Raw genomic sequence first — 14,661 nt, 5'->3', positions numbered from 1 at the left:
AAGCTTATCTAAGCATGCTTATTTATTGCTATTTAATAAAATTAAGTTTGATGTCTCCACGATTGTTTAGCCACAGCAATTCGTTAATTAGAAATGTCATGCTGTCCATAGTATGTAGTCTTTCAATTGTATCGGATACAGCTTCCATAAGGTCACACTGAATGTTTTCTGCCAGTTGGAGTCCACCGCTATCACCGTCAACGAATAAGTGGGTATGTTCAGGATGGTCTACTTTGAGCACATGCCGAAGCCACAAACGCCCGTCCTCTATGTGAAAAAAGTATTGTCCGTCGTAAATGATCCCCTCAAATATCTCATAATTATGAGATTGATCATAAGGTCCAAACACCATCGCTGCCCGTTCTAGTACGAATGAATTCGTTTTTGTTTTTATAAACATATGTTTACCCCCTGTTGGATAGTTATTGTATTTTGAAACGGTAACATATTGCTAATAACGAAAGGTTTTGCTACGATGAACAGAAGATAAAAAAGTAGTTAACATATCAATATGTCAACATCTTGTGCATAAATGAATAATATCTAATACTGTTCTATATGTCAACATTCTGTGCTTATTTTTTGGAGGAATTTTATGAACCCTTTAAGTATACGTTGTCGCCTCGGTGATATTATGCGAGAGCGGGGACTGCAAAATAAAGATGTAGTGGATTTAACAGGTGTGAGTCGAAACACGATTACTTCGCTTGCTGGTAACGCAACCAAACGGATAGATTACGATACGCTAGGTGCATTATGTCGAGGATTAGGTGTAACTCCGGGTGATCTTCTAGAGTACATGCCGAATGTCAAAGAAAATTTTGAATAAATAATATGGACCGTTGGAATTTTGATTCCAACGGTTTTTTTTTGTAATCTCTATCAAGATTTAATTCGTCTAATAGAGTCGTTTGGTAAACCTGCGAGTGAACGAACTGCCTATAGTATTTTATTAAGAGCTTCAAAACTTCCTGAATTCCATTTTTATTCAGAATATCTTAAAAGATGAACCGATTCCCGCTAATCTTAATGATTATGCGGGTTTTTTGTATAAACCCAAGATCAGTTCATTTGGGTTTGTCAATCTAATGAGCTGATTTTTGATGGAAGTCATAAAAAAATGGGTCACTGATACCAATCTATTGATTTTTTCGTGAAGTGCATAATGATAGAATAAATAGTGTTGAATTGATTCTGAGGGGGAGCTATGTATTAAAAGGGGGCATTACCGCAAAGCCATCGGAATTGGCTTGATCTTTTCGCTCTCCATTGCGTTGTTCGTCGCTATTTATTCCCAAACGATACCCAACCAGGACATGCCGCCTGTGAAGCGGGGAGTACTGGATTTATCGAATTGGGATTTTCACAAGCAGGGATGGGTCAATCTGGATGGAGAATGGGAATTTTATGAAAGCGAATTACTGGAACCTGCCGATTTTCGCCAAGGAACGCGTAAGGAGGTCTCGTATTTATCCGTACCTGGCACGTGGAAAGGAAAATCAGCAAATGGCGGTATGAACCGAACAGGGTATGGCACGTACCGCTTGAAAGTGTTGGTTAAAAATACGGATGAGGTTTTAGGTTTAAAAATAAGGAGTATTCGCCTTTCCCATCGCTTGTTCATTAACGGCAAGCTAGAAGGCGAAAGTGGGCGCCCAGCAGTAGATATCAAGGCGCATCAGCCCGGAAATACGCCTTACAGTGCGTTTTTCCACACGGATACCAAAGAAATCGAAATTGTGATTCAAGTATCTAACTATGTATTTGTCACCGGTGGTATTGCTGGCTCGATCCCGTTCGGATTGGCTGAAGATGTGACAAAGCTAAACAGTATACAGATCGGCACCGATATCGGGATTATATTGATTCTTGGCATGTTTGGTGTGTACCATCTCAGCTTCTTCCTGCTAGGGCGAAGAGAGAAAACATATTGGCTCAGCGGGCTGTATTTGCTGCTGCTTTTATTGGAAAAAGCACTTTTTGGCGAAAAGATTTTACAGAGGGTACTGCCTGGCCTCCCTTTTGATATTGCTTACAAACTGCTGGATTTAAGCGAATTTGTCGGTGCTGTGGTGCTCATCCTGTTTTTCAGTTCAGTTGAAGCCCGCCTCATGTCGTCTCGGATGATGAAGCTGATACTGACTCTGTTAGGCCTATATATTACGGCGGTTGTCGTGCTGCCTTACCGTGTGCATATCCAGGTAAAATACGTTTTCTTTCTTTACTTAATCATCGTTATCCTATACATTATTGGCAGAATGGCGTATCTGTACATTCAAAGCCAGAGCGGCTCATCCGATCGGAAGGAATTAATGCTGTTTATTGGCGGAAGCGTTTCGATGTTGATCTTTCTGGTGGACGGAAGCCTCTATTCGGAGAATATGGTTTCGACCGATCTGCCGGGAAAACTCGGAGTAGTTTGTTTCATTATCATCATGAATATCCTGCTCGTGGTTCGATTCTCGAATGCTTATGAGAAGACGGAGCTCCTTTCCTATCAATTGACGGTTTCCAATGAGCTCAAGGACGAGTTTTTGATGAACACATCTCACGAGCTCAAGACTCCATTGCATGGGATTATGAATATGACGTCTTATTTGCTGGATGATGAGGAAAAAAATCTGTCGCCGAAGCAAAAACGGAATCTTTCGCTGATCAAGGATACGTCTATCAAGCTGTCCATGCTCATTCACGATTTAGTCGATGTTACCCGTTTGAGACACGGGGAACTGAGTCTGCATCCGACCGCTGTGAATGCCAGAATGGTAACGCAGATTGTATTCGACGTGCTGCAATTTGAACTTTTGGGCAAAGATGTGCGACTGGATAATCAAGTCGGTTCCGACGTCTGGGTGCAAGCGGATGAGAATCGGCTGCGTCAAATCATGTACAATCTGGTCAGCAATGCCATAAAGCATACAGACAAAGGGTCGATCAAGGTGGTGTCGAGCGTTGCCGAGGGAATCGTAACGATTTCTGTCGAGGATACTGGAACAGGGATTCCTAAGGATAAGCATGCTGTAATTTTCGAATATTTTGAGCAACTCGATGGGCCGCTGCCAAAGGATGGATATACAGGAATGGGCGTTGGTTTGTACATTAGCCGCAAGTTGGTCGAACGGATGGGTGGAGAAATTCGGGTGGATTGGTCGGAGGTCGGTCTAGGCACGCGTATGACGTTTACATTGCCAAGCGCAGTCCAAGTAACGGCTAATCGTGAAACAACATATGCGTTGGAAGAGCAGCAGCGATATACCGATAAGGATCAGGAGCTGAATATTTGGGGTGGACACGAGCATACCGTAATGATTGTTGACGATGAAGCCTCCAATATTCACACCTTGTTGAATATTTTGAAACGGCATCGCTACAATGTCGTCACCGCTTTCTCGGCAAAAGAAGCATTGGAGAAAATAGAAGAGTACCCGCAAGTTGATCTTGTCATTCTCGATGTGATGATGCCGGGGATCTCGGGCATTGAGTTGTGTCAGAGACTGCGAAGCAGCTACTCCATTCTCGACCTGCCCATTTTATTCGCAACAGTTAAGGATACGCCCCAAGACATTGCGCTCGGCTTCAGGGCCGGGGCGAACGATTATTTGACCAAGCCGTTTGAGGCGGAAACGCTCATTGCCAGAATCCAGACCCTGATCGCTGTGAAAACATCGCTCCAAGAAGCGATTCGCAATGAGCAGGCGTTCCATCAAGCGCAGATTAAACCGCATTTTCTCTATAACGCCTTGAGCAGTGTTATTTCATTTTGCTATACGGACGGGGAAAAAGCTGCGTACTTGTTATCAATGCTCAGTCAGTACTTGCGCTACATTCTGGACATGGATTCTTCCACGCTGTACGTTCCTCTCTATCAGGAAATGGAGTTGATTGAGGCGTATGTTGAGATTGAGAAAGCCCGTTTCGGAGAGAGGTTCGACTATGACGTTCACTACGATAACCGTATAAAACATTTGGAAATTCCTTCTTTATGCATCCAGCCTTTTGTCGAGAATGCGATTCGACACGGTTTGTTCGAGAAGGAAGGACACGGCAAGGTGACGATTGTGATCAACGAGGGAGACGGTCACATCCGGGTGGAAGTCGAAGACAACGGTGTCGGCATACCGAATGATCTACTGTACCGCATGTCTCAAGGAAACCTGCAGGATTGCGGCATCGGCATCTATAATATCCGCAAGCGTCTGGACTCTCTGCAAGGGGCAACGCTAAACATCAGCTCCGATGTGGGAGTAGGAACTAAAATAACGATGCATTTGCCTGTAAGGAATAACAAAGTGACCGGGTCGGGTAAACGAAGGAGGAGCGAGGTTGTTTAATGCGGTCATTGTGGAGGACGAAATACCGATTTTGAATTTAATGAAACACGTCATCGGGCAAAACCCGTATTTTACGATTATAGGTGCTTTTACAAGCTCGCTTGAGGCGCTGGCCAGCCTGCCTGAGCTTCGGCCAGATGTTGTTTTCCTCGATGTGGAAATGCCAAAGATGAACGGGCTGGAACTTGCAGAAAATATCAACGAAGCGTCGGAGCAGACAAAAATCATCTTCACGACGGCTTACCAGCATTATGCGCTGGATGCATTCAAGGTTTATGCCTTCGACTATATTTTGAAGCCCGTGACACCTGGGGCGATCGAGCGGGTCGCGAACCGGTTGGTCAAGCTGCATCGGCCTGCCATCTATGCTGAACAGCAGGTGGGGCTTTCCTCGATTCGGTGCTTCGGAGGATTCGAGGTCCGAAATCGGGAAGGATCGCTAATCCGCTTTCCGACACGCAAGACGGAGGAGCTATTCGCTTATTTCCTCTGCCATCCGGGTCAGAATCTCAACAAGTGGCGGTTGGCGGATTTGTTGTGGCCGGATATGAGCGAGGACCGCGCGTCGCATAATTTGCATAACACGATGTATCGTTTAAAGAAGCTTTTGAAAGAGCAAGAACTCGGCATGGAGATTCAGAAAACGAACGAAGGATACATGCTGGAACCATCGGATCGAACATACGATGTGCTGGAATATGAGCGGTATGGCTTTTCTCTTGCGGAAGGGTTTCAGGATACGGTGCAAACAGAACATCTATGCTCACTCTACAAAGGTCCGCTGCTGGAGAGAAAAGATTACTTCTGGAAAGCTCCGCTGGAGGCAACATTCTGTAAACAGTACACATCGCTTGTGCGCAGTTTGATCCAGCAGTATCTCGCCAGGGAGGATTGGAAAAAGGCGGAGCAAAAGATTGATTCGTATTTGACCGTGTATCCCCTGAATGAGGAGATGAATCAGACTTTACTGAGCATCTATGCAAGCAGCGGGGACAAGGAGAAAATCGTCAGGCATTACGCGCAGTTCGAGGCTTCTTATCGCAAGGAGCTGGGGCTGGAGCCGCCGCAGGAGCTGAGAAGCCAGAAGGCCTCATATTTGGAGTAGGGTTCACCGAAAACTGAATACTGGATTAATAAGAAAGTGGTTATTCCCGGTAGAAAAATCTATTGGGGGATAGCCTCTTTTTTATTTTATCGACCGCATCCGTGGTTTTGTGAGAATTTTGTGAGAGCTGTTTGATAGAATGTATGGCAATGGGGAGGGAGAGAGGCAATATGGGCGAGTGAATCAAGCAATACTGTTGGGCATGTGGAAAAATAGTCGATCTCTGCTCCTCTTGGAGTTGTAGATTACAGAAGCGTTGAGTATTTGAAAACTCGTATGAAGTTCATCCTAGAATACAGCGAGAGGCGAGTGAAAGAAATAGATGATTAGACGGTGTATTTCTTCGTTATTGGTATTATTTTTTATGGCAGGAATGACCCCTGTGCATGCAGGCTCTACTAACTTGGCGTTGAATAAAACTGCAACAGCCAGTAGTCTATGGGCTGGTACTCTTCCAAGTAATGCAGTCGACGGTAATCCACGTAGTGAGTGGGGACCTTCAACCGCAAGCGGTTCTCCTTGGCTTAAGGTTGACTTAGGCTCGGTAACACAATTTAATAGTTATATGGTACAGACATTGTCAGATCGGTATAACAGTGCGATCACATTAGAAACAAGCAATGATGATTCGAATTGGACTGTAGTAGATACAGTAGCTGGAAATACGAATGTAATTATCAATAAAACATTGCCTCGAGTTGTCAGTGCAAGATATGTGAAGGTTACGATTAATTCGTGGTCTTTTTTTCCTGACATTACAGAATTCCAACTATACAATACCACGCTGGATGCGCCAGCCGACGTTGCAGCTACAGCAAGTGATGAGCAAGTAACGTTAAACTGGAGCAGCGTATTGGATGCAACGAGTTATAAAGTGTACCAAGGTACATCGCCAGGTATATACGATGCAGCTCCAGTAGCGACAGCCACCGGCACAACTGCAACAGTAACAGGACTGACCAACGGTACAACTTATTACTTTGCGGTTAAGTCTAGCAATGAACACGGGGATAGCTCTGCCTCGAATGAAGTGAGCGCAAAGCCACATATTAACCCGCCTGCGGCACCAGGAGGACTCACAGCGACATCTGGTAACGGACAAGTGACTTTAGGCTGGAACGGTGTTTCAGGAGCAGTCACCTACGATGTTTACAAGGGAACAGCATCGGGTTCCTATGGGTCAATCCCGGTAGCGACGGTGAGCGGGGCGACTTATAGCTATACGGAAACAGATTTGACGAACGGTACGACGTATTTTTTCGTAGTCAAGGCAAGCAACGCAGGAGGCTACAGCGACAACTCTAATGAAGTGAGTGCAACGCCGCAAGTTCCAGTGCCTGGAGTGCCGGTATTGCTGCCCGCTACAGCCGGAGATTCGCGAGTAAGTCTTACATGGAATCCGATGATCGATTCCACGGGGTATAAAATATTCAAAAGTACGACTTCCGGGGCTTATGGGTCAGAAGAAACCACGGTAAGTGGTTCAGTATACAGCTATGATGTAACAGGCTTGGCAAATGGCACCACATACTATTTTGTCATCAAAGCAACGAACCTGGGAGGAGAAAGCGCTACTTCCAATGAAGTGAGCGAAACACCCAAAACCGTTCCGTCATCACCAACGGATGTAACTGCAACAGCAGGTGATAGACAAGCGACTGTCAGCTTCAATATCCCTGTCGAAAACGGAGGAAGCCCAATAACACGCTACGAGGTCACGGCCTCACCAGGGAATATCACCGCAATAGGGACGGCAAGCCCGATCACGGTAACGGGGCTGTCCAATGGCACCACGTATACGTTTACGGTGAAAGCTGAAAATGGTGCAGGTAGCAGTGCAGCTTCCGCTGTCTCCAAGGAAGTCACTCCAACAGCGCCATCCAGAAAGAGAGATAAATCAGAAACGGATACATCATCTGTATCTTCTACATCGACTATATCGTCAACACAGACCACGTCGCCTGCTCCGGCACCGAATCCTGAACCTGCGCAGCCTACTGTTGATGTATTTAAGAGCAACATTGTTAATGTAGCAAGCTCCGTTAAGGATATTGAGTCCAAGGTAGCGGAAGCTAAGCAAGCTAATGTCAAGATTGAATTGGCTGACATTAAAGGGCACTGGGCTGAAAAGGCGATCGATACGTTTGTAAAACTGCAGATTATCAAAGGTTATGGGGATGGACAGTTCAAACCTAATGGCGATATCACACGTGCAGAGTTCGCAATGCTTATTTCTCGCGCATTCGATATTAGCGGCGGTGCCGATCATTCCGCTGCTATGAGTGATATTAGCAGTCACTGGGCTAAGGAAGCTATTGAGAAGCTCGCTAGCGCAGGGGTACTTGGTGGTTATGGCGATGGAACATTCAAACCGAACCAAACGATCAGCCGCGAAGAAATGGCTATCATCCTATCCCGTATTGTGAACTTGGATGGTGTGGATAAAGAGGATTCCAAAGGTAACTTTACAGATATATCCATTGCAAGCCCCTATGCAACGAACGCAATTAAGGATGTTGCAGAAGCGGGTATTATCAATGGCAAGAGCAATGGCGCATTTGATCCACAGGGCAATGCCACACGTGCGGAGGCTCTAACGATTGTTCTAAATGCATTGAACCTCCATCCACAAGTTAAGAATCTCGTGGATTCCTTGAACTAATGTCTTACCTGACATCATTCATATGTAACAGCGGAGCTATATGACAAAGGTTATCCTGCAACAGTTGAGAAGGGCTGTTGCAGGATAACCTTTTGTTTTAGCCGCTTATCATAAGCTGCATACTGACTTCCGCGATCCGAATGGTGTAAGACAGGTAGAGCCATCCTTCATCGGTGGGGATATAAGTGATATCTGTCATCCACATTCGCCTGGCAGTAAACGGGAGCTATTTTTTTATGATGGTCAGGCTCATGAAAACTGTACATCTGCCGTCGCAAGCAAACGCACAAAACGATTGCCAAGCACCCCATTGTGATGAGCTATAATTTGTTCACCGCTTAGCACCTTGCTATCAAATGTACTATGCGCATCCGATACGAGCACATTGTTCTGATATCCCAGACTATAGGCACTTCGGCAAGTCGTGTCGAGGCAAAACTCGGTTTGCATCCCCGCGATTACGAGTTGATCGGCGCCCAATTCCTGGAGCACATGCTGCAATTCGGTTTGGTAAAAGCTGTCCCAGGACGATTTGCGAACAATTCGTTCATGAGGAAGAGGACGCACAGCGTCGGCGATGGGCCAGCCAGCACTGTTTTCCCGGAAATCCTCATCCGTTTCATCCGTATGCTGCACAAAAATCACCGGTGTGCCTGCAGCTCTGGCTTTGGTCAAAAGCTGCTGCAAATTCGCTATCACTTCCTGCTCCCGATATAGCTTCTCATCATACATGAACATAGCCTGCTGTACATCAATCAAGAGTAAAACGTTTTGTCCCATCGTTTCGATTCCCTCCTTGTGTATCTTCCTTAACATACAATAGCATGTCTTCATGCCTTGCGGCGACATAAGGTGAACTATATAATAAAGAACAAGTTGGAACGGTCCGTTGTGGACGAAAGGTGATTAAAATATATGACAATTTCGCAGGAACAGTTTACGTTCCGTTCTGTCGCAGAGGCGCAGACCGGGGCATTGGCTGGTTTTTTGGCAGCCCAAGCCGTTCCCGGAACGGTGATTGTGCTGGACGGAGATCTGGGAGCAGGTAAAACGGCCTTTTCCAAAGCTTTTGCCAGCCATTTGGGTGTCCCGGGTATTGTGAACAGCCCAACCTTTACGCTAATCAAGGAGTATGAGGGCCGTTTGCCCTTGTACCATATGGATGTGTACCGCATCACCCAGGATGAGGCAGAGGACCTTGGGCTGGATGAGTATTTTTACGGAGCAGGAGTATGTCTGGTGGAATGGGGCAGTATTATACCCGATATATTGCCGGAGCAAAGGCTTCACATGTATATAGAGACGACGGATGTCGGGGAACGCTTGATTCATCTGACCGGGTATGGCGAGCCTTATGAACAATGGTGCCGCAGTTTGCGGGAGAATGGAGTTTGAACCATGCAAAGAGAGCATACAGATGAGAATGTAAAGCCGCGTGAGCGGTTTTTGGTGTTAGATACAGCGACGACCGTGATGGCAGCCGCCCTGATGAACGGAAGAGAGCTGCTGGGAGAAAGCAATGTGTATGGCGAACGAAATCACTCGGTGCATGTCATTACCGAGCTGGAACGGCTCCTGAGCGAAGCAGGATTGACGCGCGATGATGTGGACGGTATTGCAGTCGGTGTCGGACCGGGTTCTTACACCGGTATCCGGATTGCGGTGACTGCTGCCAAAACCCTCGCTTGGGCCTGGGGCATCCCGGTGACATCTATATCCACTTTGCACGCTTTGGCGTGGGGAGGGTGGAATCGTGGTGTCGTGCAGGAGCAAGCAGGGAAAGGTGAGTCGGTGAGTGAAAGTCCAGCCGGAGCGAAGGCAGCAGACTGGATTGTGCCTGTGCTGGATGCGCGCCGTGGACAGGTTTACACGGGGCTGTTCGCTGTGAATACAGTTGACGGCACCGATAGCCCGCAGCGGCTGGAGCCGGATGCGATCCGGCTGATGTCCACCTGGACCGGGGACCTGCTGCAACGGCTGGAGGCTTTGCCTTCTGAGGAGCGTCCTGCTGCCATTTGGCTAGTCGGTGAAACGGCGATCCATGCCGAAGCAGCCGAAGGCCTGCGTGCATGGTGTGAGCTTCGTATCGTACCTTATGAGCTGGAAGGAAGATGGGTTGGCCGCCTTGGGGCGGATAAGCTGCTTCGTCAGGAGCATGACGAGCTACATACGCTGGTTCCGAATTATACCCAGCTGGCGGAGGCGGAAGCCAATCTGCTTCGTCAGCGCTAAAGAGAGCGGTGAACAACATGGCAAAGAACATACAACGGGAAGAGAAGCTTGAGTTTCGCTTGATGCAGCTGGATGATATTCCCGATGTGCTGGAGATTGAGCATGAGGCGTTCACGCTGCCGTGGACGGAAGAAGCATTCCGCAATGAGCTGACGATGAATCATTTTGCCAAATATATGATTATGGAACTGAACGGACAAGCCATCGGCTACGCGGGCATGTGGACGATTATGGATGAGGCCCATATCACGAATATTGCGGTTCGTGAGGCATTTCGCGGGCGCAAGCTTGGGGACAAGCTGTTGGATGAACTGATGCAGACCGCCTCATATTTAGGGATGGAACGTATGACGCTGGAGGTACGGGTAACGAATCGGATCGCTCAGGGCTTGTATGAGAAAAAAGGGTTTAAGCCCGCAGGTGTCCGCAAAGGCTATTATTCGGATAATAACGAGGATGCCGTGATTATGTGGGCGGATCTTCCCGCACATAAGGCATCCGATGAACAGGAAGGAAGCGTGCAGGAGCAATGACGCAAGTGGAAAAAGCAGGTACAGGCACCGCCTCCGGCGAGCCTTGCTATATACTGGCCGTGGAAACGAGTTGTGATGAGACGGCTGTTTCCGTCGTGAAAAATGGTACAGAGGTACTTTCAAATCTGATTTCCAGCCAGATTGAAACACACAAAGCCTTTGGCGGGGTAGTGCCAGAGGTGGCATCGCGCAAGCATGTGGAGAGCATTACTTACATGCTGGACGAAGCCATGCAAGCATCTGGAATTACGCCCCGCGAGCTTTCAGCAGTTGCCGTGACGCAAGGTCCGGGGCTGGTCGGGGCATTACTGGTTGGTATTGTCGCCGCCAAGAGCGCCGCCATGGCGTTCGGCAAGCCGTTGATCGGGACGCATCATATTGCCGGACATATTTATGCCAATCAGTTGGAGCATGATATCGTATATCCGTGCATCGCACTTGTGGTGTCAGGAGGACATACGGAGCTGGTGCTGATGGAGTCCGAAGGCCAGTTTCAGCTCATTGGCCGGACAAGGGATGATGCAGTCGGAGAAGCCTATGACAAAGTAGCGCGAGCCATTGGGTTTCCGTATCCCGGCGGTCCGCATGTGGATCGTGTGGCCCATGAATCGGAGGAGGTCGTTACTTTGCCCCGTGCATGGCTGGAGCCGGATTCTTATGATTTCAGCTTTAGCGGTTTGAAATCTGCAGTGCTGAATGTGATCAACCAGACGAAAATGCGCGGAGAAACCGTTCAAGCCGGAGCTATTGCAAGAGGCTTTCAAGAGTCGGTAGTCGAGGTGCTGGTAGAAAAAGCGATTCGTGCCATGCGTGAATACCGTGCGAAGCAGCTTCTGCTCTGTGGCGGTGTCGCCGCCAACCAAGGACTGCGTACAGCATTGCGTGAGCGCTGCGAGCGTGAAGGAATCGAGCTGCTTGTACCGTCCATGAAATATTGTACAGACAATGCAGCCATGATCGGCGCTGCGGCCTATGCCAAGTGGAAGCGCGGGGAATTTACTTCATTGGATATGAAGGCAGATCCAGGGCTGTATCTGGAGGAATGGTCTGTCCAATCTTAATTGAACAGGAATGAGCAAAGACACGGCACATTTGAGGTCGTGTCTTTTTTGTTCCATCCTGCTTAATATAAAAAGAATAAAAATTCAATAGGTATAATTAAAGGAGTTTGAGCTGATCCATGATAGCATCTTATCCTACCGCATGGTTCGTCACAATCGTGCACGGTTTTTCATGATTCATCAAAAAACTCAGAGGTTTTAATACTCCTCGAACAATGATCTGATTTGTCAAGTTGTGAACAAAGTTATCCACATATGCCGCTGAAAATGTGGATAATCATTTTCGAAGCAAGCAGGCTAAGACTTTTTGGAGATTGCAAGCTAGGGGATATTTCGCACCTCTAGCTGTTGTGAAATCTGTGGATAATGTGGATAAAAGGGTGGATAAATTTGGTTTTCATTTGAAGATGGCTTTTTAACAATAAAAAAATGGCCCAAAAGGCCATTTTTCAATATCATTAATACACATAAGTTGTGGATATCCCTGTGTACAAAAAGTAAGAAGAGGCAAATGTGAAATTTCTAGGGCCAAGATTTTATGCAGTTGCTTTAATCCTCTAACAGTTCTTCCCAAGACGCATAGGTTTGAGCCAATTCCTGTTTATGGCTGTCGAGTTGTGACTGAATTTCCTGAAGCGCCTCATAGTCCTGATAAATCTCTGGCAGAGTCATTTGCTCCTCTAGCCCTGAAATTTGCTCCTCCAACGCTTTGATTTGGTTTTCCAGGGCTTCCAGCTTACGCTGACGGCTACGCTCCTCGCTCTTGGCTTGTTTGTCTGCCGCATAGGTAGCCGCGCGTGATTTGGGTGAGGTCTCGTCTGTTACGGATGCAGAGGCCGCCGATATTTTGCTGCGTGTGGCCTGACCTGCCTCCAGAGCTTCCTGCGCTATCTCCTCCAGCTCCTGTTTTTTGGCTACATAGTCATCATAATTCCCCAGGAAATGTTGTATCCCTTCGGGATGAAGCTCAATGACACGCTCCGCCATTTTATTCAGGAAGTAACGGTCATGGGAAATGAATAGCAGCGTGCCGTCATAGTCCATCAAAGCAGCCTCCAGCACTTCTTTGCTGAACAGGTCCAGATGGTTGGTAGGCTCATCGAGAATCAATACATTGGCTTCGCGAAGCATCAGCTTGGCCAGAGATACACGAGCTTTTTCCCCGCCGCTTAATGTAGATATTTTTTTCAGTACATCGTCACCGCTGAACAGAAAATTCCCCAGCACCGTACGAATCCGTGTTTCCTCCATATGAGGGTACTCGCTCCACAGCTCCTCCAGTACAGTATTGGCCGGGTTCAGATTCGTCTGCTCCTGGTCATACAGGCCGATTTTAATTTTCGTGCCCCAGTGAATGAAGCCGGCAGCAGGCTTTAGCGATCCGGTCAGGCACTTGAGCAGCGTCGATTTTCCGATCCCGTTCGGACCAATCAGTGCCACCGTATCTCCACGTTTTAAATCAAAGGATGCATGCTGGAACAAAGGCTTTTTACCCTCATACGCTACGGAGAGGTCGCGCACCTCCAACACTTCCTTACCTGACATAAAGGCTGTTTCGAAGGAAAAATGAGCTTTTTTCAAATCGCCCATAGGTCGATCCATACGCTCCATTTTATCCAGCTGCTTGCGGCGGCTTTGGGCACGTTTGGTTGTGGAGGCCCGCACGATATTGCGTTGTATAAAGGCCTCCATACGGGCGATTTCCTCTTGTTGCTTTTCGTAATGCTTGAGATTCGTTTCGTACTCGGCAGCCTTCAGCTCCATATAGCGGCTGTAGTTGCCTGTATAGCGGGTGGAGCGGTGGCGTTCGATTTCAATAATCGTCGTTACCAGCCGATCCAGAAAATATCGGTCATGTGATACGACCAGCAGAGAGCCGGAATAGCCGCGCAAATAGTCCTCCAGCCAGGTCAGTGTCTGGATATCGAGATAGTTGGTCGGCTCATCGAGCATAAGCACGTCTGGAGCAAGCAGCAGAATGCGTGCCAGCGCGAGACGTGTTTTTTGTCCGCCGCTCAGTGTAGCTACAGGAGTCTCCGGTGCAAATGAACCAAAGCCCATGCCATGCAGCACGCTGCGAATACGGGTCTCCATTTCATAGCCGCCGTGATCCTTGAACCAGTCTGACCGTCGTGCATAGCGTTCCAGCAAATCAGCATAGCGCTTTTCGTTCTGCGCATTGGCCGGGTCAGCGATTTCCTGCTCCATTTGCCGCAGCTCCTGCTCAGCTTCAATCAGCGGGGCGAATACCAGCATCATTTCTCCCCAGATCGATCGGTCCGAATTCAATCCGCTGTTTTGTGCCAGATAACCGATGCTGGTCTCCTTTGCTTTAAAAATTTGTCCACTATCATAGGATATTTCACCAGCGATGATTTTGAGCAGAGTCGATTTGCCTGCACCATTCACACCTACCAGTCCAATGCGTTCACGTTCCAATATTTGAAGGTTAATCCCGTCCAGAACGGGCTCAATTCCATAGGATTTTGTAATTCCGGTTACTTGCAATAGCATCGCGTATCGTTCCTCCATTACATTTTGCACAGTTTCCCTGCTTTCCCTGCAGGTGCCTTCCTTCCAGTTTACATGAAAATACCCACTATTGCACTGCTATTGCCTCGTAAACCCTTGAGCCACGTGTAGTCAATTTGTATAAACAATGATAAACTTAAACAAGGACTGAAAAAGAATGAAAGAAACTTGCAACGTACAGCACTTACTGACAAATGAACTCAAA

11 protein-coding genes are annotated in these 14,661 nt (G+C 47.5%); 8 read left to right on the top strand and 3 right to left on the bottom strand.

Features of this window, described 5'->3' with window-relative positions:
* Positions 1–28: 28 nt before the first annotated feature.
* Positions 29–400 carry a hypothetical protein gene (locus B4V02_RS19050; RefSeq protein WP_007429252.1) on the bottom strand — a complete coding sequence of 124 codons (372 nt, stop codon included), beginning with the start codon at positions 398–400 and terminating at the stop codon, positions 29–31.
* Between the two features lie 195 nt (positions 401–595).
* Here B4V02_RS19050 and B4V02_RS19045 point away from each other — a divergent pair, with 195 nt between their 5' ends.
* The 4 genes from B4V02_RS19045 (at position 596) to B4V02_RS19030 (ending at position 8,098) form a co-directional block, all read left to right on the top strand.
* Positions 596–829 (top strand): helix-turn-helix domain-containing protein, encoded by a 234-nt coding sequence (locus B4V02_RS19045; RefSeq protein WP_007429253.1) that lies wholly within the window; start codon positions 596–598, stop codon positions 827–829.
* Positions 830–1,316: 487 nt separating this feature from the next.
* The gene (locus B4V02_RS19040; RefSeq protein ID WP_244188558.1) at positions 1,317–4,331 is read left to right on the top strand and encodes an ATP-binding protein; all 3,015 of its coding nucleotides are present in this window, start codon (positions 1,317–1,319) and stop codon (positions 4,329–4,331) included.
* Positions 4,324–5,436, top strand: a complete 1,113-nt coding sequence (locus B4V02_RS19035; RefSeq protein ID WP_094155958.1) for a response regulator — start codon at positions 4,324–4,326, stop codon at positions 5,434–5,436. The genes B4V02_RS19040 and B4V02_RS19035 overlap by 8 nt, the downstream gene beginning before the upstream one ends.
* A 364-nt stretch (positions 5,437–5,800) precedes the next feature.
* Positions 5,801–8,098, top strand: coding sequence for an S-layer homology domain-containing protein (locus B4V02_RS19030; protein ID WP_244188363.1), 2,298 nt, complete (start codon positions 5,801–5,803; stop codon positions 8,096–8,098).
* 249 nt (positions 8,099–8,347) lie between these two features.
* Here the strand turns inward: B4V02_RS19030 and B4V02_RS19025 are convergent, their stop codons facing one another.
* A complete protein-coding gene (locus tag B4V02_RS19025; protein WP_094155956.1) occupies positions 8,348–8,878 on the bottom strand; it encodes a cysteine hydrolase family protein in 531 nt (176 codons plus the stop codon).
* A gap of 135 nt (positions 8,879–9,013) precedes the next feature.
* Here B4V02_RS19025 and tsaE point away from each other — a divergent pair, with 135 nt between their 5' ends.
* From tsaE to tsaD, 4 genes are read left to right on the top strand one after another with little or no spacing between them, the layout of a single operon-like run.
* A complete protein-coding gene (tsaE, locus tag B4V02_RS19020) occupies positions 9,014–9,493 on the top strand; it encodes a tRNA (adenosine(37)-N6)-threonylcarbamoyltransferase complex ATPase subunit type 1 TsaE (RefSeq protein ID WP_007429260.1) in 480 nt (159 codons plus the stop codon).
* A 3-nt stretch (positions 9,494–9,496) separates the two neighbouring features.
* On the top strand, positions 9,497–10,330 hold the full coding sequence (gene tsaB, locus B4V02_RS19015; protein WP_094155955.1) for a tRNA (adenosine(37)-N6)-threonylcarbamoyltransferase complex dimerization subunit type 1 TsaB: 834 nt from the start codon (positions 9,497–9,499) through the stop codon (positions 10,328–10,330).
* A 17-nt stretch (positions 10,331–10,347) separates the two neighbouring features.
* Entirely contained in the window at positions 10,348–10,863 is a 516-nt protein-coding gene (gene rimI / locus B4V02_RS19010) for a ribosomal protein S18-alanine N-acetyltransferase (protein ID WP_007429263.1), read from the top strand.
* The gene (tsaD, locus tag B4V02_RS19005; protein ID WP_094155954.1) at positions 10,860–11,924 is read left to right on the top strand and encodes a tRNA (adenosine(37)-N6)-threonylcarbamoyltransferase complex transferase subunit TsaD; all 1,065 of its coding nucleotides are present in this window, start codon (positions 10,860–10,862) and stop codon (positions 11,922–11,924) included. The genes rimI and tsaD overlap by 4 nt, the downstream gene beginning before the upstream one ends.
* Before the next feature lie 549 nt (positions 11,925–12,473).
* On the opposite strand, the gene B4V02_RS19000 is transcribed toward tsaD, so the two are convergent.
* Positions 12,474–14,438, bottom strand: a complete 1,965-nt coding sequence (locus B4V02_RS19000) for an ABC-F family ATP-binding cassette domain-containing protein (RefSeq protein WP_094155953.1) — start codon at positions 14,436–14,438, stop codon at positions 12,474–12,476.
* Positions 14,439–14,661 lie beyond the last annotated feature (223 nt).

The organism is Paenibacillus kribbensis (assembly GCF_002240415.1).
Taxonomy (GTDB): Bacteria; Bacillota; Bacilli; order Paenibacillales; family Paenibacillaceae; genus Paenibacillus; species Paenibacillus kribbensis.
Note: the sequence above shows the minus strand (reverse complement) of the source record. Positions and strands in the feature narration are given on the sequence as shown.